The sequence below is a fragment of the Bifidobacterium sp. UTCIF-39 genome (assembly GCF_006408715.1).
GTDB lineage: Bacteria > Actinomycetota > Actinomycetes > Actinomycetales > Bifidobacteriaceae > Galliscardovia > Galliscardovia tissieri.
Map to the genome: position 1 here is coordinate 47,186 of NZ_JEOG01000015.1, position 22,537 is coordinate 69,722.

The 22,537-nt window shown below is 60.8% G+C and carries 19 protein-coding genes; 16 read left to right on the forward strand and 3 right to left on the reverse strand.

What is annotated here, in order from left to right; genetic code table 11:
- Positions 1 to 2: 2 nt before the first annotated feature.
- The 3 genes from EP30_RS07280 (at position 3) to EP30_RS07290 (ending at position 2,955) form a co-directional block, all read left to right on the forward strand.
- Positions 3 to 581: a DUF1129 domain-containing protein gene (locus tag EP30_RS07280; protein ID WP_140557392.1), complete on the forward strand. Its 579-nt coding sequence runs from the start codon at positions 3 to 5 to the stop codon at positions 579 to 581.
- A 179-nt stretch (positions 582 to 760) separates the two neighbouring features.
- Positions 761 to 2,308 (forward strand): IMP dehydrogenase, encoded by a 1,548-nt coding sequence (guaB, locus tag EP30_RS07285; protein ID WP_140557394.1) that lies wholly within the window; start codon positions 761 to 763, stop codon positions 2,306 to 2,308.
- 398 nt (positions 2,309 to 2,706) lie between these two features.
- The gene (locus EP30_RS07290; RefSeq protein ID WP_140557396.1) at positions 2,707 to 2,955 is read left to right on the forward strand and encodes a hypothetical protein; all 249 of its coding nucleotides are present in this window, start codon (positions 2,707 to 2,709) and stop codon (positions 2,953 to 2,955) included.
- A 209-nt stretch (positions 2,956 to 3,164) separates the two neighbouring features.
- On the opposite strand, the gene EP30_RS07295 is transcribed toward EP30_RS07290, so the two are convergent.
- The 3 genes from EP30_RS07295 to EP30_RS07305 all read right to left on the reverse strand — a co-directional run bounded on the left by EP30_RS07295 (position 3,165) and on the right by EP30_RS07305 (position 8,404).
- Positions 3,165 to 4,817: an aryl-sulfate sulfotransferase gene (locus tag EP30_RS07295; protein WP_140557398.1), complete on the reverse strand. Its 1,653-nt coding sequence runs from the start codon at positions 4,815 to 4,817 to the stop codon at positions 3,165 to 3,167.
- A gap of 395 nt (positions 4,818 to 5,212) precedes the next feature.
- The gene (locus EP30_RS07300; protein WP_140557401.1) at positions 5,213 to 6,478 is read right to left on the reverse strand and encodes an MFS transporter; all 1,266 of its coding nucleotides are present in this window, start codon (positions 6,476 to 6,478) and stop codon (positions 5,213 to 5,215) included.
- Between the two features lie 168 nt (positions 6,479 to 6,646).
- Positions 6,647 to 8,404, reverse strand: coding sequence for a glycoside hydrolase family 13 protein (locus EP30_RS07305; protein ID WP_140557403.1), 1,758 nt, complete (start codon positions 8,402 to 8,404; stop codon positions 6,647 to 6,649).
- A gap of 530 nt (positions 8,405 to 8,934) precedes the next feature.
- On the opposite strand from EP30_RS07305, the gene EP30_RS07310 reads away from it, so the two are divergent.
- The 13 genes from EP30_RS07310 to EP30_RS07370 all read left to right on the forward strand — a co-directional run bounded on the left by EP30_RS07310 (position 8,935) and on the right by EP30_RS07370 (position 22,198).
- Positions 8,935 to 9,975, forward strand: a complete 1,041-nt coding sequence (locus tag EP30_RS07310) for a LacI family DNA-binding transcriptional regulator (protein ID WP_140557405.1) — start codon at positions 8,935 to 8,937, stop codon at positions 9,973 to 9,975.
- Between the two features lie 55 nt (positions 9,976 to 10,030).
- Positions 10,031 to 10,738: an oligoribonuclease gene (orn, locus tag EP30_RS07315; protein WP_140557407.1), complete on the forward strand. Its 708-nt coding sequence runs from the start codon at positions 10,031 to 10,033 to the stop codon at positions 10,736 to 10,738.
- 331 nt (positions 10,739 to 11,069) lie between these two features.
- Positions 11,070 to 11,714 carry an amino acid ABC transporter permease gene (locus EP30_RS07320; protein ID WP_140557409.1) on the forward strand — a complete coding sequence of 215 codons (645 nt, stop codon included), beginning with the start codon at positions 11,070 to 11,072 and terminating at the stop codon, positions 11,712 to 11,714.
- Between the two features lies 1 nt (position 11,715).
- On the forward strand, positions 11,716 to 12,381 hold the full coding sequence (locus EP30_RS07325) for an amino acid ABC transporter permease (RefSeq protein WP_094662951.1): 666 nt from the start codon (positions 11,716 to 11,718) through the stop codon (positions 12,379 to 12,381).
- 142 nt (positions 12,382 to 12,523) lie between these two features.
- Complete coding sequence (locus tag EP30_RS07330) at positions 12,524 to 13,423, forward strand: ABC transporter substrate-binding protein (protein ID WP_140557411.1); 900 nt, start codon at positions 12,524 to 12,526, stop codon at positions 13,421 to 13,423.
- Between the two features lie 295 nt (positions 13,424 to 13,718).
- Positions 13,719 to 14,456 carry an amino acid ABC transporter ATP-binding protein gene (locus tag EP30_RS07335; protein WP_094663114.1) on the forward strand — a complete coding sequence of 246 codons (738 nt, stop codon included), beginning with the start codon at positions 13,719 to 13,721 and terminating at the stop codon, positions 14,454 to 14,456.
- 238 nt (positions 14,457 to 14,694) lie between these two features.
- Positions 14,695 to 15,900, forward strand: a complete 1,206-nt coding sequence (locus EP30_RS07340; RefSeq protein ID WP_140557414.1) for a proline reductase-associated electron transfer protein PrdC — start codon at positions 14,695 to 14,697, stop codon at positions 15,898 to 15,900.
- Between the two features lie 79 nt (positions 15,901 to 15,979).
- Positions 15,980 to 17,806, forward strand: coding sequence for a D-proline reductase (dithiol) proprotein PrdA (gene prdA / locus EP30_RS07345; protein WP_140557416.1), 1,827 nt, complete (start codon positions 15,980 to 15,982; stop codon positions 17,804 to 17,806).
- Between the two features lie 58 nt (positions 17,807 to 17,864).
- Positions 17,865 to 18,053 (forward strand): CBO2463/CBO2479 domain-containing protein, encoded by a 189-nt coding sequence (locus tag EP30_RS07350; protein WP_094662943.1) that lies wholly within the window; start codon positions 17,865 to 17,867, stop codon positions 18,051 to 18,053.
- A 73-nt stretch (positions 18,054 to 18,126) separates the two neighbouring features.
- Complete coding sequence (prdB, locus tag EP30_RS07355; protein ID WP_094662941.1) at positions 18,127 to 18,864, forward strand: D-proline reductase (dithiol) protein PrdB; 738 nt, start codon at positions 18,127 to 18,129, stop codon at positions 18,862 to 18,864.
- Positions 18,865 to 19,181: 317 nt separating this feature from the next.
- Entirely contained in the window at positions 19,182 to 19,760 is a 579-nt protein-coding gene (locus EP30_RS07360) for a TetR/AcrR family transcriptional regulator (RefSeq protein ID WP_094662939.1), read from the forward strand.
- 193 nt (positions 19,761 to 19,953) lie between these two features.
- Positions 19,954 to 21,084 (forward strand): proline racemase family protein, encoded by a 1,131-nt coding sequence (locus EP30_RS07365; RefSeq protein WP_140557418.1) that lies wholly within the window; start codon positions 19,954 to 19,956, stop codon positions 21,082 to 21,084.
- Between the two features lie 235 nt (positions 21,085 to 21,319).
- Positions 21,320 to 22,198 (forward strand): DUF559 domain-containing protein, encoded by an 879-nt coding sequence (locus tag EP30_RS07370; protein WP_158216835.1) that lies wholly within the window; start codon positions 21,320 to 21,322, stop codon positions 22,196 to 22,198.
- Positions 22,199 to 22,537: the final 339 nt, after the last annotated feature.

A 22,537-nucleotide genomic window follows, 5' to 3' on the forward strand; every position in this document is an offset into this window, starting at 1 on the left:
ACATGACGGAGGAGAAGAATACGGAGACGAATGCCGGGGCCGCTGCGGCGCCGAACTCCGAATCAGGTCAGGAATCAGGCAAGGAAGAGCGTCATCTGTTCGCCAAGCCGCGTCGTGCCGGCGAGGAGACCGTATGGGATCTGATGTATCGTGCGATCTACCAGAGCGTGATGTTCCTGCTGGTGTTCGCCGTGCTCAGCGCCATCGCCGGATACATGTTCTCAGGCATTCTGGGCGTATGGTCGGCGCTGGTGGCCATCGTGGCCGTGGTGCTGCTGTGCCTGACCAACCCGGTGCTGGTGGCAGTGCTGAGCCGCATGCATCTGCGTCCGGCCGCGTATCTGACGTGGTTTCTGCTGGGCTGGATCTTCAAGATCGCCATCGTGGTCGTAATCCTCATGGGCGTACAGCATGCGTCGTGGCTCAATCCGAAGCTGTGCGCGATCTTTATGCTGATCGGTGCGGCCGTGATCCTGGGTGCGGAGATCCATACGGCGGCCACGTCACGTGTTCCGTACGTTGATCCGCCGGCCAAGCGTGATCGGGATGATGACGTCAACACCGAGTACTACGACGACTGATCAAGTGACTGATGACGTGATCAATATGACTGTCGTCATCTGATCGATCGGTTTTGCCATGCTGCGAGACGCTGTCTGATGCCCGGATTCCGGACGTCGGACAGCGTTTTTTCTTGAATCATGATAAAGCTACAACACACGAATTTGCCGAGGTCTACGTGGCACTATAAAGTAACTTTATGGCTTCTAACACTTCTGTAGAACAAGAGTCCCTTTACAATCCCGTAGCAGCACCGTTCCAGCAGATTGGTCTGGCCTATGACGATGTTCTGCTTCTGCCGAATGAAACTGATGTCATCCCCTCTCAGGTCGATACCACCACTCGCCTGACCCGTGACATCACCATGAAGTCCCCGGTGCTGTCCTCCGCCATGGATACGGTCACCGAGGCCCAGATGGCCATCGCGATGGCCCGTAACGGTGGCATCGGCGTGATCCACCGCAACCTCAGCATCGAGGATCAGGCGAATCAGGTCGATATCGTCAAGCGCAGCGAGTCCGGTATGATCTCCGACCCGCTGACCGTGCACCCCGACGCCACGCTCGCCGATCTCGACAAGCTGTGCGCCGCCTATCATGTGTCCGGCCTGCCGGTTGTCGACAACGACGATCATCTGGTCGGCATCATCACCAACCGTGACATGCGTTTCATCGCCTCCGACGACTACGACCGTCTTCGTGTCTCCGACGTGATGACCAAGGAGAACCTGGTCACCGGTCCGGCCGACATCTCCAAGGAGGACGCCCACCGTCTTCTCGCCCAGCACAAGGTCGAAAAGCTGCCTCTCATCGATGAGAACGGCAAGCTCGCCGGCCTGATCACCGTGAAGGACTTCGTGAAGACCGAACAGTACCCGGATGCCACCAAGGACGAGCAGGGTCGTCTGCGCGTAGCCGCCGGCATCGGCTTCCTCGGCGACGCCTGGCAGCGTGCCACCGCCCTCATGGAGGCCGGTGTGGACGTGCTCGTGGTGGACACCGCCAACGGTGAGGCCCGTCTGGCCCTCGACATGATCCGTCGCATCAAGGCCGACAGCGCCTTCAACGGCGTGCAGGTCATCGGCGGCAACGTGGCCACCTACAACGGTGCCAAGGCTATGATCGATGCCGGTGTCGACGCCGTCAAGGTGGGTGTGGGCCCCGGCTCCATCTGCACCACCCGCGTGGTGGCTGGCGTTGGCGTGCCGCAGCTCACCGCCGTGTACGAGGCCGCCCGCGCCTGCAAGGCCGCCAACGTGCCGTGCATCGCCGACGGTGGCATCCACTACTCCGGTGACATCGGCAAGGCTCTGGTGGCCGGTGCCGACTCCGTGATGCTCGGCGGTCTGCTTGCCGGTTGCGAGGAGGCTCCGGGTGAGAAGGTGCTGCTGCACGGCAAGCAGTACAAGCTGTACCGCGGCATGGGCTCGCTGGGTGCCATGGCTCCGCGTGGCAAGAAGTCCTACTCCAAGGACCGCTACTTCCAGGCCGACGTTACCAGCAGCGACAAGGTCGTTCCGGAAGGCGTCGAAGGTCAGGTGCCCTACCGCGGACCGCTCAACTACGTGCTGTACGAGCTGGTCGGTGGTCTGCATCAGACGATGTTCTACGTGGGTGCCCACAACATCGCCGAGCTCAAGGAGAAGGGCAAGTTTATCCGCATCACCGACGCCGCGCTGCGTGAGTCCCACCCGCACGACATCGTGATGACCAAGGAGGCCCCGAACTACACCGGCTTCCACAGCTGATTTCGTTGATTTCAGCTCACTGATTCCCGTGATCATGCACTGACCGGGGAATCGCAAACGAAACGATCGCCGCTGGTCCCAGTCCATCATTGGCTGGAACCAACGGCGATCGTCGTATATGCCCGTATATGGCGACGTTTCCGCGGCGTCACGCGGGTCGGGTTGCGTCACATGGGTCGGGTTGCGTCACGCGGACCGGGCGGCCCACGTGACGCAACGCGGCGGCGTCACGCGGACTGCGTTGTACGGCTTATGCGAGGCGCTGTCTGTGCCTCATGAAGTCGTCGTTCCCTCACTCATCCTTCGCCATACGGTTGGGCGTAGAGTAAGTGCATGAACGTGTGTATTGTCATAATCGCACACAGCCACGTCCGTTTCTTACATAATGTACGTTATGCGTGATGCTGTTACAGGTCGGTCTGGCGGACGTGGTTGACGAACCACTCGACGTGACTGCATTCCTCACAAACAAGGATGTCGGCGGATCGGTTGAGGAAATCAAGGTCAAGCAAGGTCATGCCTGCGGTGTTGAGCAACGCCTCGCCTTTGACGAACGATCGTCCGCCGCACTGCGTACAGGTGACCGCATGGCCGTTGGCTTCGTATGGATGGGCGACATTGTTTTTCGGCGTTCCCAGAAAATCTGACAATCCCATGGTTGGCTCCTTCGCTTGAATGATTCCTCCAGTATAGGGGGTGCCTCAAGATTACGGAGAGGGGCATCGTTACGTGGGCCGTATGCTGTTACGTGGGCCGGGCGGCTCGCGTAACGGTGTTGTACAAACGTTGAAATTTCAACGTTTTCGAGGACTGGTTATGTGGGGCTGACGGCCCACGTAACGTACCGCGGCCCACGTCACGCGAACCAGAATCCCTGGAAATCGTATTTGAAGACGCGATAGATGAATACGGAGTTGATCTTCATCGTGTAGTTACGCAGCAGCGTGCCGTCGGTGGTGTAGACGCCCCAGACGCCCTTGATACCCGACTCGGTGATGATCGTGCCGTCCTTATACTCCTCGGCGCTGCTGATGTAACCGGAGAACGGCACCTCGAACCTGCTGACCAGCGAATAGGTGCCGGCATTCTCGTCCACCAGATACTTCTGGAAGTACGAATGCACGTCGGTGGCGTTGCTGTTGAGCGTGGTGACCATGCCGGGGATCTGCGACCAGTCGTAGTCATTCGTGGCGCTCACGCCGCCGTTGTTGTTGAACATGTAGATGTAGTACTGGCCGTCGGGCAGGGAATCGTCCTTGACGTACGTGACGGTGTGCTGTCCGCCGGAGCTGGGGAAGTCGCCGATCTTCGTGAGATTGTAGTTCGCATACGCGGTCTCATCCCAGAACGTCTTCTCGCCGATGATGTACTTGAGCGTGGGCGTGCCGTCAATGTCGTCGATCTTGATGATCGACGATGTTTCACGCGAACTGACGATGATGCTGTTGTCGTCGGGCACGTACTGGATGGTGTTGAGATGAATCCAGTCCCATGCGTCCGAACCGCTGTTGGTGGAGGTGGCCCTGGCATTGTCGTCATGCTTGGTGGTGGACTTGTAGTCGCCGAGCAGATCGCCCATGTCGACCAGCAGTGTGGTCTTGCCGGTGGCAAGGTTCACGCGTACGATGCGATCCTGCACGGTGTTGCTGGTCATGTCGGTGGCGAGCACGAGCAGGTTGCCGCTGTTGTCGAACACGTAGTCGTGATGCAGAATGTACTGATCGCCGAGATTGTAGAATTTCTCGATGCGGCCGAGACGATTCATGGCCACGATGTCGTGCGTGGACGTGCTGTAGTACATGAGTCCGTCACGGAACACGAATCGTTGCGCGCGGTAGTAGAGGATCGGGATCTCACCGCGCAGCACGCCGTAGTCGTCGTAGAGATAGACCAGATCCTGCTCGGCGCTGTCGTTGCCGAGCACGGCGTACAGGCCATTGCCCATCGTGCCGGCGTATTCGGTTTTGGCACCGGTCTGAGTGACGGAATGATTGAGCTGTACCTGTTCGCCGCCGATGGTCGCCGCGGCCTTCTTGTGAATGGTGCGGGTGACGGTCTCGCCGTTCTGCGAGGTGAGCGTGACGGTGATGTCGTTGTCCTTGCCGGGAATGAGTCCGATGACCTGGAATTCATGTTCGGTGGAGTAGTCGTTGCCGCCGGCGGGTGTGGCGGAGAAGTCCGGATAGTTGGTGTCGGGCGTGCTCACCGTGTAGGAGACCTGAGTGACGTCATCGGTGGTGAAATACACATACAGTGACGTGGTGTTGGTGCCGTACGGGTTCTCCTCGACCAGCATGTTGTCGACGGTCCAGCCTCCGCGTGCCTTTTTGGCGTCCAGTGTGCTCTGCGCCTGGTTCTGATAGTCCTCGGTGTAGATCTTGGCGATCTTCGCCGATACGTCGGATCCTGCCGATGCGGTGTGCGGGGAGAGGAATGTCACTGCGCCCATGGTTGCGATCAGGATCGCAACGACGATTGCGCTGCATATGGTCTGAACCGTGGTTTTCATGGCAGGGCCTTTCAGGGGGAAGTCTGTTGAAAAGGTGATTCGGACTGGATCGCTGCCGAACCACTGACAATGTATGATCGGGCGCTTCGTTGCGTCTGGATCGTTCCTGAAAGGACAGTGAAAAAACAGGCCAAATATTCTAATAACGATGAACGGCAGATTGCAATCATCTTTACGGATGATTCTGCGCTGCGGGATGAGGCGTGTGCGCGGTTTGGGAATGACGATGGTGGGTGATGCCGTCAGACTGCCGGATCACTAGACCTTGTGCCGGCATATGAAAAATCCCCCACAGTCTTGTGAACCATGGGGGATTGGGGAAGGAGGATGGAGAGTAGTTCGGTTTTTGCCAAGGGGTGTGGCCTCGATGATGTCTCGAAACCACACCTTGGGGGTTACTTGACGCGCTTGATGCCGAGGACCGAGATGGCGGCGATGGCGGCCATCACGATGGCGGTCGGGAACACGAAGTTGTAGGAGCTGGTGGCGGCGACGATGCTGGAGGTGATCGCCACACCGATGGCCTGACCGGCGCAGGTGGCGATGTTCATGAAGCCGAGGTCCTTACCGGCGGTCTCCTTGTTCGGCAGCACGTCGACGTTCAGAGCCTGATCGACGGACAGGTACATGCCGTAACCGAAGGAGGCGATGCCGCCGAAGAGGAACATGCCCATCTGGGTCGGGAAGATCCACGGCATGGACAGACCGATGGCGAACACGGCGCAGGCGACGGCGATCGGGGCCTTGCGGCGGTGGAGGGCGTCGGCGATCGGGCCGGAGATCAGCGATGCGATCATGGAGGCGACCATGGTGAGCACGGAGATCACGGACATCGACACGGCGGCCTGCTGGGTGGATTCGCCGATGTGGTCGGTCAGGATGTACAGCTGGTAGCTGAAGATCATCTGGTAGGCGACGATGAGGCAGGTGCGGCAGATGAAGGCGCGGTAGAAGTCGCCGCAATCCTTCAGCGGCGGGGTGAGGGACTCGACGATGACCTTCCAGGTGGACTTGCTGGTGTCCTTCACCATGTCCTTGGAGGAGGGCTCACGCGGGGCGATGATGACGGCGAGCACACCGGCGGCCAGTGCGCACAGACCCGTGCAGATGAAGCCGACCTCGACGTTCTCGATGAAGCGGGAGCCGATGAGGGTACCAATACCCTGGCCGATCACACCGCCACCGCCGATGGCGGCGGACACGGTTGCACGGGATTCCTCCTCAACGCGGTCGGAGATCAGTGCGTAGATAGGAGCCTGCACCATGTTCAGGCCGATAAGGGCGATGACGTAGAAGACGCCGATCAGCACGGCGGTGGACGGGCGGCTCAGCGACCAGAAGCAGATGCCGTAGATGAACGCGCCAGTGAAGATCCACGGGGTGCGCTTGCCCCAGCGGGATGCGGTGCGGTCGGAGAGGGCGCCGATGAACAGCGCGATGAAGATGGAGGCGATGGAGCCTGCCGAGTTGATGGCGCCGAGTGCTGCGGTCGACTCGGTGGCGCCCATGCCGAGGTCAGCGCGCAGGCGCTGCGGCACGAGCACGGACATGGTGCCGAAGAACGCCACACCGGAAAGGATGGCGAAGGCCATGAAGCCGGCGGTGTACCGCCACTTATTGGTCTTGTTGGGACTCGTGGGAGTCGCTGTTGCTGCGGTCATTTTCTTTTCTCCTCTTTGAGATCGGTTATGTGGAGAGGTAAGAGTTGATGGGGATTGTGCCGGGCGGGGATGGGGAAACGCCCGGCACAATCGTTAGGGAAGGGAAGGGTAAGTCTGGTGTGGGTGAGTCGGCCGGCTGACCGGCTCACCCGTGGCCCGGATCGCGGATCAGAGCTGGACCCAGGCGGAAGTGTCCTGCGGGAGCTTGCCGTCCTCGGTCAGCGGGCCGGAGGTGAGCAGCAGCTCACCGGCGGGCAGATCGACCGGGTCCGCACCGAAGTTGGTGATGGAGGCCCAGCCGTTGGCGCGCTTGTAGGCGATCGTGCCTCCGGTGAAGCCGTTGGCGCCGTCGGGCTTGCCGCTGGAGCGGTCCTCGGGCAGCCATTCGATGGACAGGTCGGTGGTCTGCAGCTGGTGACGCAGTGCGATGACCTTGCGGTACAGGTTCAGCATGGAGTCCGGATCGGCGTCCTCCACGTCGGCGGCGAAGTCCTTGTACCAGGCCGGCTGCGGCAGGTGCGGCTCTTCGGTGGCGTCGGCGGGGGAGAAGCCGAAGGATCCGTCGGTGCCGAACTCATCGTCCGGGTTGGCGAGCTTCGGGGCGTCGGCGGCGACCCACGGCAGCGGCACGCGGCAGCCGTCACGGCCCTTGGTGCTGGCGGCCTGGGAGGTGCGGTGGCCGGACGGGTCCTCCACGCGATCCCACGGGATGTCGGCGACCTCGAACAGGCCGAGCTCCTCGCCCTGGTACACGTAGACGGATCCGGGCAGGGCCATCTCCATGAGGATGGCGGCGCGGGCGCGCTTGGTGCCGAGTTCCTTGTTGAGCGGGTAGGTGGTGCCGTCGCGCAGCACCCAGTCCTTGGCCAGCTGGTGGTATTCGCTGGTGGGGACCTGCGGCAGGCCGTAGCGGGTGGCGTGGCGGACCACATCGTGGTTGCTCATCACCCACGTGGCGGAGGAGCCGGAGCGCTCGGCGCTGGCGATGCCCTCATCGATGGCCTGGTGCATGGCGTCGCGGATCCAGTCCTTCTTGGCGAACTCGAAGTTGAAGATCTGGCCCAGATCGTCGGGGCTGGCGTACAGGTACTGGCGGTTGGGCTGCACCCAGGCCTCGGCCACGGCGAATGCCGGCGGGTTGTACTCGTTGAAGACCTTGCGCCACTCGTGGTAGATCTCATGGACCTCGTCACGGTCGATCACCGGGTGGGATCCGTCGTCGGGCTGGTCGGAGGTGCACCACACCACGTAGTTGTCGAGGTCGTCACGGTCGAGGTCCTTGGCCAGGCCGTGGGCCACGTCCACGCGGAATCCGTCGGCGCCGTGGTCGAGCCAGAAGCGCAGGGTCTTGATGAAGTCCTCGCGCACTTCGGGGTTCTTCCAGTTGAAGTCGGGCTGTTCCTTGGTGAACATGTGGAGGTACCACTGGCCGTCGGGGACGCGGGTCCATGCCGGCCCGCCGAAGTGGTTGTCCCAGTTGGTCGGGGGCTGGTCGCCGTTGGGGCCCTTGCCGTCGCGGAAGATGTAGCGGTCGCGCTCCGGGGAGCCGGGGGCGGCCTTGAGTGCGACCTGGAACCATTCGTGCAGGTTGGAGCTGTGGTTGGGGACGATGTCGACGACCACCTTGATGTTGTGGGCGTGGGCGGCCTTGGCGAGTTCGTCGAAGTCGTCCATGGTGCCGAGCTTAGGGTCGACGTTGCGGTAGTCGTCCACGTCGTAGCCGCCGTCGGCGAGCTGGGAGGGGTAGAAGGGGCTGAGCCAGATGGCGTCGACGCCGAGCTTGGCGAGGTAGTCGATCTTCTCGGTCACACCGGCGATCTGTCCGAGTCCGGAGCCCTTGGAGTCCTTGAACGAACGGGGGTAGACCTGATAGACGACGGCCTGCTTCCACCACAGTGCCGGATCGTTGAGCGCGTTCTCTGCCATGAAATACTCCTTTGTTTCCCATTGTCGAGTCGGTTTGCACCGGCTTGTTCCATTGACGCTCTCCGAGCGGTCTATAAAAGCGCTTGCACTTTTGATGCGCGCAAACCGACCGTTCGGTTGAAAGTCGTGTATTGCCTAGGCTTCCTTGTCTCCCTATTGACTCGTTGGCCTAGGTGGTATCCCATCCCTCACCGTGGTTGATGAGGTGTTGTGTTGGTATTCATAATAGCGTTTGCATTAACTATGTCAAAACGTTATCGGCGTGTCGTATTTCTAAGTACTAGAAATCGTTGGAAATACAAGTGTTTGATGACTTGCAAGCGCTTTTATGAAAATGAGCAAAAACGTTTGTATATGGGTTATACTGATCATGTGAACGTACCCATAGGGTGAATGCGACCGCGATGTGGCGGGCGTGTGTCTGTGATATACCATACGAATGGTCGGTCGTCCTTTTCGACCGTTCCGTGGTCCATCATCCGTGGATGACCATGAAGGCGGTAGACATATATATAAGGAGGCGAACGATTATGGCACGAACCACGATCTCAGAGGTGGCCAAAGCGGCTGGCGTATCCGTCTCCACCGTATCGCGTGCACTGCGCGGACTGGACAAGGTCAACCCGTCCACGCGTAAACGAGTGGAGGATGCCGCGGAAAAGCTCCACTTCTCCTTCTCCAAGAGCGCGTCATCGCTCGCCAGCGGCAAAACCATGCGCGTGGGTGTATTGCTGGCCGATCGCATCAGTGGATGGTTCAACTCGCACGCCTTCGAAGGTGTGTACGAGGCACTGTCCGTACATGGATATGATGTGATCCCCTACGTGATCTGGGACGAACAGTCCCTGGATAACTTCTTCCAGACCCTGCCTGGCAATCAGAACGTCGACGCCGTGATCGTGTTCTCCTTCGACCTTGACGACGCCAAGAAGCAGGTGCTCAAGGAACTCACCGTGCCTGTGGTGGGACTCAATACTCCCAGTGACGACGGGTACGGTGCCACCGCGCGCATCGATGACAACACCTCCATGTATGCGCCCGTCCGACTGTTGCATTCGCTGGGACACCACAGTCTGGCCTACGTGGAACAGCCTGACACTTCGCCATTCTTCAGTTCGTCCCGCATCCGTTCTCAGGGGTTCGTTTCCGCCGCGCGTGAACTCGGCTATGCCGACGACGAGATCATGACGGTTCCCGCCATCGTCTACACCGGTATGCGCAGTCAAATGGACGCCTACTCCGGCATCGCCGCCCAGCTGGTCGGCTCGCCGTCGCGTCCGACCGGGGTCTGCGTGGAGAACGACAAGGTCGCCGTCGCATTGGTGCGCGAACTGGTTCGCGTGGGAGTGAAGATACCGGAGGACATGTCGGTCATCGGATTCGACGACGACACCCGCGCCCCGATCCTCGACCTCACCACCGTGCATCAGGACCCCACCGAACTTGGACGTTCCGCCGGCAACAAGGCGCTCGCGCTCATGCGCGGGGAAACGCTCTCCGATCCGTACGGCGTGGTGCCCACGTCGCTCGTGCTGCGCGGCACCACGGGACCGGCTCCCGAAGACGACTGAAAATCCCGTGGTCGCGGTACGCTTACCTGTTCCATAGATAGGGGAAAGGCTGAATATGGCATCGCATAACGACATCGAAACGTTCGACCCGTCCGAATCACGCATGATCTGGATTGACTGCGAAATGACCGGACTTGATATCTTCCACGACGAACTGTGCGAGGTATCCGTCGTGCCCACCGACTTCAACCTCAACGTGCTCGACGAAGGCATCGACCTCGTCATCAAGCCGTCGGACGCCGCCGTCGCCCAGATGAACGACTTCGTACGTCATATGCACACCAGCTCCGGACTGATCGACGAATGGAACGCCAACGGTCTGCCGCTCGACGAGGCCCAGCGTCAGGTGGTCGAATACGTAAAGCAGTGGCTGCCCGCCAAGGGCAAGGCGCATCTCGCCGGCAACTCCGTGGGCAGCGACAAGAAGTTCCTCGACCGCTACATGCCCGACCTGATGAGCCTGCTGCACTACCGCGTGATCGATGTGAGCACCCTCAAGGAGCTGTCCCGCCGCTGGTACCCGGACGTGTACCGCAACAAGCCAGCCAAGCACGGCGGCCACCGCGCGCTCGCCGACATCATCGAATCGCTTGACGAACTGCGCTACTACCGCGAGGCGTTCTTCAAGCCCGCGCCCGGTCCGGACGCCGAACAGGCACGTGCCATCGCCGCGGACATCGAGGCCACCAGCCTGCTGCGCAAGTACGAGGAGGACGGCAACCCGGTGGAGGACGCCAGCACCCCGGAGAAGGCCGACTACTAAACCACGCCGCCGATTCCCATCATCTCAAGGGTGAGACGATGGGAACGATAGAACAAGCCGTGGAATGTTAATGACGATTGGCATTCCACGGCGTTACAAATAGACTACGAATCAGACCGCGGTTCACTTTCGTTTACAACTGAGCAAATTCCGGGAATTGTTCCACCCCTTAAATACTGAATCAACGTAAGGGGTTGAGAACGTTGAACGACATCATCGATGTCGTCGTGAATCCGCATCATCTCGATCGCGATATACAGCCGGACCGTTTCTGAACGAATTCCCGTTCGCGACCCCTTCGAAGTTGACTCGCTAGAGGAAGGGGGCTCGAATGGAGCCGCTTCTCGTGGTGCTTTCCGGACTTCCGATGACACTGCTGATCACCGTCGCATCATTCGCGATCGGCGCGGTACTCGGAATCCCCATGGCGTTGGGCCTGAGGACGGGCATAGCGCCGATCCGCTGGATCGTCCGCCTTATCGTGGACCTACTGCGCGGCATTCCCATGATCGTATGGCTGTTCCTGTTGAAATTCGGTCTGTCCACACCGGCGTTCCGCATCACCGCACTGGAGGCCGCGATCGTCGGACTGGGACTCATCTCGGCAGGATATCTCGCCGACATCTACCGAGGTGGACTGCAGGCGGTGTCCAAAGGCCAATATGAGGCCGCCGCGGCGCTCGGCATCCCCGGCACGGTATCGTTCTTCGGCGTGATCGTGCCGCAGGCCGCACGTATCGTCAGCCCGTCCATCGCCACGTATCTGATCGGACTGCTCAAGAACTCGTCCATCGCGTCCACCATCGCCGTGGCCGAAATGGTGTTCATGGCACAGGGATACGCCCGGCAGAACATCAACTCCGTGGCAGGCGTACTGCCCTATGCCATCGCCGGTGTGCTGTACATCGTGCTCAGCATCCCCGTGGCCATGCTGTCGCGCAAACTCGACGCCAACCTTCGCAAGGCGGTGATCTGACATGACGACACAGGAACCACTGTTGCAGTTCTGGTCCGAAGGGCTGCCCGGCATGCTCCATGGGCTGCAGGTCAGCGTGACGCTCGCCGGAGTGTCCATGATCATCGGTTTGCCGCTCGGCCTGCTGTTCTGCATGATGGTGATGAGCCACAACCGGTTCGTCAGCGCACTCGGCCTGGTCGTCGTAGAAATCGGACGAGGCATGCCCGCCCTGATCATCCTGTACCTCGTGTACTTCGGTCTACCCACTTTCGGGGTGCTGCTCGACAGCTTCCCCTCGGCCATCATCGCTCTGGCGTGGAACTACTCCTGCTACTGCTCGGAGATCTTCCGAGCCGGCATCCAGGCGGTGCCAAACGGACAGAACGAGGCCGGCGATGCGCTCGGACTCGACGGCGGCACCACGTTCCTCTACGTGATCCTGCCGCAGGCCTTCCGCTCCATCATCCCGGCACTGCTCGGCCAGACCATCCTCCTGTTCCAGGACACGTCGCTGGCCTACACCGTGGCCGTGCCGGAACTCATGAAGGAGGCGTACACCTACGGATCAACCACATTCCAGTATCTGCGCGTCTTCGTGCTCGCCGGACTGTGCTACGCGGTGATCACGCTTCCCGCATCCTGGATCACCCGCTGGCTCGAACGCCGTCTGGCATTGAGCTACTGAGTCGGTGTTGAGCCGCTGAATTCTTGCAATCCCGCAATTCCCACCACGACATGCCGCAGGCCCGACCTTCCTGCGCGCGCCGTCCCCACATCAAGGTCATCGGTCGTGGCGACACCTCGACCGCACACAGAGAGGAACAATCATGAAGATCTCACGAGGAATGAAGCTGATGGCCGCGGCCTGTGCCGCGTTGATGAGCGTCAGCGCGCTCGCCGCATGCGGCAGCGGTTCGTCGGGCTCGTCCAGCTCCGCCAAGAGCGACTGTACGCCGCTGGTATCGGATATCACCACCATCAAGTCCGGCACGCTGACGGTGGGTGTGATCGATCAGCCGCCGTACTCGAGCTACAACGGCGGCAACCCCGAGGGCATGGACATCGACTTCATCAAGCAGATCGCCGACGCCAACTGCCTGAACGTCGAATGGCAGCAGGCCTCGTTCGCCAACGCCATGCAGGCCATCGCGTCCGGCCAGATCGACACCGCCACCGGCGATATCAACGTGACCGAAAAGCGCGCCCAGGTGGTCGACTTCCCGAAGTCCATCTACCTCGAGGGCGTGGGCTACGCCTCCAAGAAGGACACGGACATCAAGACCCTCGACGACATCGACGCCAAGGGCATTAAGACCATCGGCATCGGCGACGGCTACGGCTGGCTCGAGGACATGAAGAAGGTGTTCGGCGACAAGGTGAAGACTTACCCGAGCTCCGTGGAGATGAAGCAGGATCTTGAGGCCGGACGCGTCGACATGATCATGGAGGCGTACGGCACCGCGGTCGACGAGTTCAAGGGCAACAGCGACATCGTCGTGGAATACGCCAACAAGAACCCGGACAAGCGCATCAACTCGCTGGTCGAGCCCCCGGAGGTGAGCTACCCGTACACCAAGGGCAACAGCTCGCTCGGTCAGGCGTTCGACAAGGGCATCGAGAAGATCATCAAGGACGACAAGGTCAAGCCCACGCTGAAGAAGTACGGACTGGACGAAGGCCTTGCCGATATTCGTGACACGCAGTACGTGGTGCCGATTACCAAGTGAGAATTCGCAGATGACGTCTGCGTCATGACGAAACGTTCCGACGAAGCGTTATGACGCTATGACGTCTGCGATATGAACGGACGGTCGCCTTCGATCGTCGGCCCGCTAAGGGTGGGATGGGGATCGAAGGCCTCCGTAGGTGCGTATCGCCGCACGACAAACGGCAACACGACCGCGACAACCGGTAAATGACCAACGACGATACAACGGCGACAACAAGGAGACGACGATGACACTGGCATCATTGGTTTCGGAAACGGTGTCCTCCACCGAGGACGAGGACCACAGCAAGTACATGATCGAACTGGGTGGTGTGGTCAAGTCATACAACGGCAACACGATCCTTCATGGGGTGTCGTTGCGTGTGGAGCGCGGCGAGGTGTGCTCGATCATCGGCCCGTCCGGCGCCGGCAAGTCCACGCTGCTGCGATGCATCAACCTGCTGGAGCAGCCCGACGACGGGAACATGATGATCGACGGGCAGTTCGTGGACTTCACCGAAAACCTCACCAAGGGCGACCTTATGGCGCTGCGTCGCAAGTGCGGTATGGTGTTCCAGCAGTTCAACCTGTTCCCGCACATGAGCGCGCTGAAGAACGTGGTGTTCCCGCAGCAGCATGTGCTCGGCCGCAGCAAGGAGGAGGCCGAGGAGCGTGCCATGGAGCTGCTCAAGCGCGTAGGGCTGGAGGACCGCGCCGACCACAAGCCGTCGCAGCTGTCCGGCGGTCAGCAGCAGCGCGTGGCCATCGCCCGTGCGTTGGCGCTCGATCCTGCCGTGATGCTGTTCGACGAGCCGACGTCCGCGCTGGACCCCGAGGTCAGCGGCGACGTGCTCAATGTGATGAGGGAGCTTGCCGAGGGCGGCATGACCATGTGCGTGGTCACGCATGAGATGAGCTTCGCCAGGGACGTCGGCGATCATCTGGTGGTGATGGCCGACGGTGCGATCATCGATGAGGGTGATCCGAAGGAGATCATGGCCCATCCGGTGAACGAGCGGACCAAGCAGTTCCTCAGCGCCGTTGGTCGTTGACGACGACGGCCGGGTGACGGATTCGATTGTGCCGATGCAGTCTTCCCATAGGGGAAGACTGCATTTTCTATTGGACTGTGTTCTATATGTTTCGTCATGTAATGCAGTGCTAACACAGACAAAAAACCAGTCGTAACAAGGATTCATATACTTTAAAAATAGAACACGTTCTAGAACATTGAATATAAATAGTTGGTGTTGAACAGAACGTGATCGTCAGAAGAAAGGGGTGGATCTCATGACCGCACGTCTCCATCACGTCATTCGATCCACGGAACTGTTTGCCGATGTGCCGGTCGCAACGCTGATCGACACCGACGCGGCTCCGCTGGAGAAGATCGAGGAATCCGGGCTGGTCGGCATGGGCGGGGCCGGTTTCCCGACATTCAAGAAGCTGAAGTTCGGCAAAGGCTGCACCACGGTGATCGCCAACGCCGTCGAATGCGAACCGCTGCTCGAACACAACACCGCCAGGGCCGAGACCGACCCCGAAAAAATACTCTCCGGACTCACCATCGCCATGCGCGAAGTGGGGGCCTCGCGCGGCATCGTGGCGATCAAGCCCAAGAACGCCAACGCCGTGCGCAGCCTGCAGGCGGCGCTCGACTCCGCTGCGGCGGGAGCCTACGACTTTGACATCGATCCGGGCATCGAGATCGTATTCCTCAAGGACCGCTACCCGGCGGGCGACGAACGCGCCATCGTGCGCGACGTACTCGGCACATTGCTGCCGCCGGACGCCATACCCAGCGCGGCCGGAGCCGTGGTCATGAACGTCGAATCGCTCATGCGCGTGCACAACGCCGTCGTGGAGAACCTCGCCGTGACCACCAAGGACATCACCGTGGCGGGACACATCGAAGGCAGCGGATACGACAACGACATCAGTCTGGTCGTCTACGACGTGCCGATCGGCACCAGCGTACGCGACGTGCTCGCCGCCCTGCATGTGCACGAGCCGACCGACGACGAACAGATCATGATCGGCGGACCGTACATGGGCCATCTTGGCACCCTCGACGACACGATCTCCAAGACCTCCGGCGGCATCATCATCGCCGGTCCAGAACTTGCCGACGCCGGACCCATGGGCATCATCGTCTGCGCATGTGGTGCCAGCGAGGACCGACTCCGCGCGATCGTGGCCGCCAAAGGTGCCGCGCTGGTCGACGTCCGCCTGTGCAAGAACGCCTGCCGTCTGCCCAACGGACGACTCAAGTGCCGCAACCCCGGCATCTGCCCCGGGCAGGCGCAGAACATCATCGCCCTCAAGAAGGAGGGTGCGCAAAGCGTACTGATCTCCCACTGCACGGACTGCTCCAACACCGTGATGCAGGTGGCACCGAAACTCGGCATGCGCGTGCACCACGCCACCGATGCGTTCATGCGCGCCGGAGACGAGCCGATCATCCGAGCCTTCCGCAAGACCGTCAAGGCCGCGTAAGGCAATACGGAACCCGAATCGAATCGAACTGAACCGAACCGTAACCCACAGAATCACAGAACCACAGAAAGGACCAGCAATGTCTCTCTCCCAGGAAACGCTTGAAGCCCACCTCAACGATCCGGCCGTGCTGTGCTGCCGCCGCCCCGCGGGCACCGTGCTCAGCGCCGCCGATTTCGAGGACCCCACGATCTTCCCCGACCTCGTCGACTCGAACCTCATGACCCTCAAGGAAGGCGGCCTGACCATCCAGCAGGCACTCGGCGCCACGCTGATCAACGACGGTGAGGCCCTGACCCAGCTGACGCCCGACCTGCTCGACGGCGTCAAGGACGTGCCGGCCGACACCGACGAGCCGGCTGACGAGGCCGCTGACGAGGCCGAGCCCAGCGCTGATGAAAGCGGACCGGACACATGCTCGTGCTGTGCCGCACCCGACGTTCCCGTTCCGGCGGCACCGGCCGTTCCCGCTGCGGCCGCCGGCTACGTGCACCTGCACCTCGACAAGGCCGAAGGACTCGACCTGGTCTTCCCGGCGGGCGGAACGGTCGCCGCAGCTGCAGCGCCTGCGCCCGTTCCCGCACCCGTGGCGGCGGAACCGGCTCCCGCAGCTGAGGACGTTCCCGCGGACCGCGTGCTGCGCACCCTCGTCAAGAAGGACTACCCGGTCACCAAGGTGGTGATCGGCAGCGAAACCTCCTACGCCGACGGCGTGCTCACCGTGGACGAGGCCCTCGTCGACGCCGCCAAGAAGGCGGACCCGCTGGTCAAGGACGTGGAGATGACCGTGATCAACCCCGCCGACCGCCACGTCTACTCCAACACCATCATGGACGTGATCCCCGTGGCCGCCAAGGCCGAAGGCAAGCTCGGCGAAGGCGTGACCAACGTGCTCTCCGGCGCGGTGTTCGTGCTCACCGGCATGGACGAGGCCGGCGTACAGGTGCACGAATTCGGCTCCTGCGAAGGCTACATGGACGAGAAGATCCGCTACGGCCGCCCGGGCTGCCCCGACGCCGACGACATCATGATCCGCGTGGACGTGAAGATCGAAAAGGGCACCGGCATGGAACGCCGTGGACCGTTCGCCGCACACAGTGCCTGCGACGTGATCGTGCACGCCTGCCGCGAGGCCATCAAGAACCTCGACGGCGTCAAGCCGATCAAGGAGGAGACCTTCAAGGACGTCAGGCGCGCCGACCGTCCGCGCGTGGTGCTGGTCAAGGAGATCATGGGTCAGGGAGCCATGCACGACAACCTGCTCGTCCCCACCGAACCCTGCGGTGTCAAGGGCGGACAGAAGAACGTCGACCTCGGCAACGTGCCCGTGGTGCTCAGCCCGAACGAAGTGCTCGACGGCGGCATCCACGCGCTCGCCTGCATCGGCCCCGCCACCAAGGAGATCACCAGGCACTTCTTCCGCGAGCCGCTCGTCGAGGCGTTGCAGACCGATGAGGAACTCGACCTGACCGGCGTGGTGTTCATCGGATCCCCGCAGGTCAACGACGAGAAGACCTTCGTCTCCGAACGACTCGGCGCACTCATCGAGGCCATGGAGGTGGACGGCGCGATCGTCACCACCGAAGGATTCGGCAACAACCACATCGACTTCTCCGAGAACATCGCGGCCATCGGCTCGCGCGGAGTGCCGGTCGTGGGCGTCACCTTCGCCGCCTATCAGGGGCAGCTGGTCGTCGGCAACAAGTACATGGACGCGATGATCGAACTCAACAAGGACCCGGAAGGATTCGAGAACGAGATCCTCGCCGACAACACCACCACGCCCGACGACGCCGCCCGCGCGATCCTCATGCTCAAGACCAAGATGGCCGGCATCCCGATCGAGCCCCCGGAGCACAAGTGGGACGAGGCCGTGATCGAAGCCAACAAGAAGCTCGTCAAGTAGCCGGAACGGCATCTGAGCCGGTACGGATCGCAATCGCAAACCGAACGGAGGACACAGCATGCAGGTGGAACTCAAGCCACTCCTGCTCAAAGGAGTCATCAAGGAAGTCACCGAAGTCGGCGTACGCATCGGCGTCAACGGGCGCATGGGCGTACTCTCGCTGCCGCTGCGGCTCATCTACACGGACAAGCCGCTCGCGGTCGGACAGGAGTGCGAGTTCTACCTCAGCTACGTCAACGTCATCTGACGCCGGGGCCATCCGACCCCGACTGGCCGTATCCGCGTAATCATTCATCACATCCGAAACCAAGGAGTACATCATGCCTACCGCATTCAAACTGACCACCGCCAAGGGACTCAAGTCCGAAATCTACGTTCCCTGGACACCCAAGCCGGTCTGGACCCCGCTCACCAAACCGCTGAGCGAATGCAAGGTCGCCTTCATCACCTCCGGCGGCATCCACAAGAAGGACCAGACGCCGTTCAACACCGCCGGCGACTGGAGCTACCGCGAGATCCCGTCCGACACCCCGTCCGACCAGCTCATGGTGACCCACGGCGGATTCGACAACTCCGACATCAACAAGGACGTCAACGCCATGCTGCCGATCGACCGACTGCGCGAACTCGTCAAGGAGGGATTCATCGGATCGCTGGTGCCCACGTTCTTCGGATTCATGGGCGGCGGCGGCAACGTCGACAAGTTCGAACACGTCACCGGGCCGGAGATCGCCAAGAAGCTCAAGGCCGAAGGCGCCGACATCGTGCTCGCCACCGGCGGCTGCGGCACATGCCACCGATCCTGCACGCTGGTGCTGCGCTGCTGCGAGGCGGCCGGCATGAGCACCTGCATCATCGCGGCACTGCCGCCGATCGCACGACAGCAGGGAGCGCCGCGCATCACCGCGCCGCTCGTGCCGATCGGGTCCAACGCGGGCGAACCGAACAACCCCCAGATGCAGATGGGCATCCTCAAGGACACGCTCAACGCCATGGAGGAGTTCGACCACTTCGGCCAGATGAAGGCGTTGCCCTACGAATACCGTCACAACGTCTGACGGTCTGGTCTGACGGACCGAACCGACAGACCAGCTGACGGACCGAACCGACAAGTGACGGAATCAGGACTCGTCCGGCCGCGAAAGCCACAGTCGCAGGCCGGGCGACAGCCGGTGCGACGTCGGAACCGACCGATGCCGCACCGGCCTTTCACTACGCAATAGATTCGCAATAGATCCATCCGTTCCAACCAATATCCGACGCGTGCGGGCGCGTGCGGACTCGTGCAGATGACGCAGAACACGTCCAAACTATACGGTTCTATGATGGAGTCACTTCTCCATACGGGACCTGATATGAAAGGCGGAACCAGTCCATGGTACGAGACGCACGAAGCAGCATAATCGATGCCTCTTGGGAACTGTTCAAGGAGAAGGGCTACGAGAAGACCACGATCGATGACATCATCGAGAAGGCCGGCATAGCCAAAGGCACGTTCTACCACCATTTCCAGGGGAAGTCGGCGTTGCTGGGGACGCTGAGCGACGTGTTCGACGAGAAGTATCGCGAACTCGACGCCACGCTCGATCCGGAGGGGACGGTTGCCGAACAGGTGCGGTATCTCAACGTGCAGATGTTCGGATGGATCGAACAGCATGTGCCGGTCGAACTGCTCAGCGCCCAGCTGGCGTCGCAGCTCAACGAGCGTGGAGACCGGTCACTGGTGAATCAGGACCGCTTCTATTTCGCCATCCACCGCAGGCTGTTCGCCCGCGGGCAGGAGAGTGGGGAAATCACGCGGGACTATTCCACGCACGACATCGTCCGCTTCTATGCGATGGCGGAACGATCGATGCTCTATGACTGGTGCCTGCATCAGGGGTCGCAGCCGCTCGTGGGGGAGCCCACGAGGATCGTGGCGGAGGTGCTGTCGCGATTCGTGCGGCGCATCTGAGGCTCTTGGGCGGGTGGCTGGCTAGTGGCTGTTGGTCGGCTGTTGGTTGGCGGTTGCTTCCGGACGGTTGCGTTCGGATGGTTGCTTCCGGACGTTGACTGACGGTTGACGTCCACGCGCAGCGTGATGCGTCGATCCTTCGGCACGCAATGAAGCGTGATCAGCGTGATTCCAAATCCCGAGGAGATGCATCATGAACGTGGCCGGTACCATACAAGCCCCATCCAATTTCCACACCCGCACCCTTGCCGCAGCGCAGGCGGTGCTCAACGACACCATGTTCCGGGACAGCCCGCGGCTGGTGACCGTCGAATCGCACACGCAGGGCGAACCCACGCGCATTCTGGTCAGCGGACTGTCCGTCGTCGATGCGGAACCCAGCGCCATCGCGGTGCGGGACAAGCTTATCAACCAGTACGACGACGTGCGACGAATCCTTATGCTCGAGCCTCGCGGGCATCGCGACATGTTCGGGGCGATCCTGTTCAAGCCCACGCGTCCGGACGCTGATCTGGGCGCGGTGTTCACCGACTCGGGCGGATACCTCAACATGTGCGGGCATGGTTCGATCGGTGTGTCCACGTTCGCCGTGGAATCCGGGCTGGTGACCGGGCGATATGGCTCGTTCGCCGAGATCGCCGACGATGACATCGACGTGCACCTCGACACCCCGGCGGGGCTGATCACCGTGACCGTGCACGTGCGGGACCACCAGGTAGAGAATGCCACGCTCACCAATGTGCCGGCATTCGTGGCCATGGACTCCGTGACGATCCATGTGGATGAACTCGGGATTCCGGTGAGGGACGTGAAGGCCACCATCTCGTTCGGCGGGAGCTTCTTCGCGCTCGTTGACTTCGATTCGCTCGGACTCGGGTATGACATCGAGGCCGCGCACTCCCAGGAGATCGCCGACGTTGGCATGGCCATTCTTCGCGCGGCACGGGAGCAGATCGATGTACGGCATCCGCTCGTGGATATCAACGGCGTGGATCTGGTTGAGTTCGGGCAGTTCGATGCCGAAACCGGGCATTACCGCAACGGCGTGGTGTTCGGCGGGCGTCAGGTGGATCGCTCCCCATGCGGCACAGGCACCAGCGCCAAGCTCGCGGCCCTGGTGGCGCGCGGCGATATGAGCATTGGCGAGACCCGCGTGTTCGAGTCCATCACCGGGTCGAAGTTCCTTGGATGCGCGGCCTCGCGTACCACGGTGGCCGGGCATGACGCCATCGTGCCGCAGATCACCGGCAAGGCGTTCATCACCGGCGTGAGCACCTTCGAGCTCGACGCCACCGACATCTACCCCCGCGGCTTCCTGGTGTGATTCTCGGGCACGGGTGTTGTGAGGTGGCGAATGGGGGGCGTGGACGGGCTGGGCTGGGTTGTCGGAGGCTGAGTCCTGTCAGGTTCCATGCTGGAGTGAACGGAAGACGGAGCGGATTGCATCGTAATAGAATGTAAGACTCGAAGTTCATTCCGTTTACTTCAAGGGGTGTCTGTTCGCTCACATTGCATGGATGCATTGGCAGTGCATCTGCAGGACCAGTAGCGTGCAGGATATGAGCACAGAATCCTTATCGTTGAAGAATTTGACCGCCATAAAATATGGCAGAATGCAGGCATGCGAGGATACTGCCAAGCGCACGAAAGATGAGCTGGTCTTTGACTTGTGCACATCGCTTGAGCTGCAAGCCGTGGAGCTTCCTCAAGAACAAACTCTGAACAAGACCATGTGTCATGTTGCGGTGCGTAATACCCGTGAACGGCATGAGTTGCGAGGAGTTCGCTGGCATTGCTATTCGAGGCCGTTCTCCACGGTTTTGGTGGAACGTCGGTTTCGTTGTGTGGCGCTTGCGGATGTATGGATGCATTATGCTGCCATTTTGTCCTTGGAGGAGTTGGTGGTTCTGACTGATGCGCTGATGCGTCGTGATGGGAGGCTCCGTCGTCTTACCTTGGAGTATCTGGTTCGCGAACTGGAATCCGCAGGACGGTTTCGTGGCAAGAAGCGTTGTCTGCAAGCACTCCGACTCGCTAAGGAAGGAACGGATTCTTCGTGGGAGACTCGGACCCGATTGGTGCCAATGCAATTCGGATTGCCCTGTCCGGAAGTGAACTATCCGGTCAAAGTCAACGGGGAGACTCGATATCTGGATATGGCGTACCCGCAATGGAGGATCGGGATTGAATATGACGGGGAACACCATCGATATTCCTGGAAGGAAGACAGTCGGCGCAGGGAATCTTTGGAACAACAGGGTTGGATGATCATCACGGTGTTTCATGAGGATTTACGTGATGAGGAAGCCAAGGGGAGATTGGCCCAAAGGGTAGCAAGTCGTGTCGAACAGGTGACGAGGAAGCCCGTTCCACTGAAATATCGGAGCTTGGAGCAGCTGGCTGATGGGCGTCTATGGAGATATGGGGTGCGTTCGTAGGAGATATGGCTGCCTTGTGGACCTTATGGCATGTTCACAAAGCATAAGGGTAAAGGAAGGCGGAAAAGAAGGCGGTACGCCGAACTGCAATGGTGCGACTGGTCGATGGCGTCGATGTCTGGGAACATGCCGGTAGGTGTAGTCACGAGCGGGTGCTTGCTCCGGTGGCAAGGTGGTGGGTAGATTCTCGGAATCACTGGAGTTGAACCTGAACGCTAGGGGATTTAGCAGGCAATCTTCGAGTTCTGTGCGGATTTCTTAATGTTGCAGACACCAATCTCGGAGTTCTGTGCGTTGTAAGAGTGATATTTGAAGTATGAGCGTTGGAATTTCAAGGTT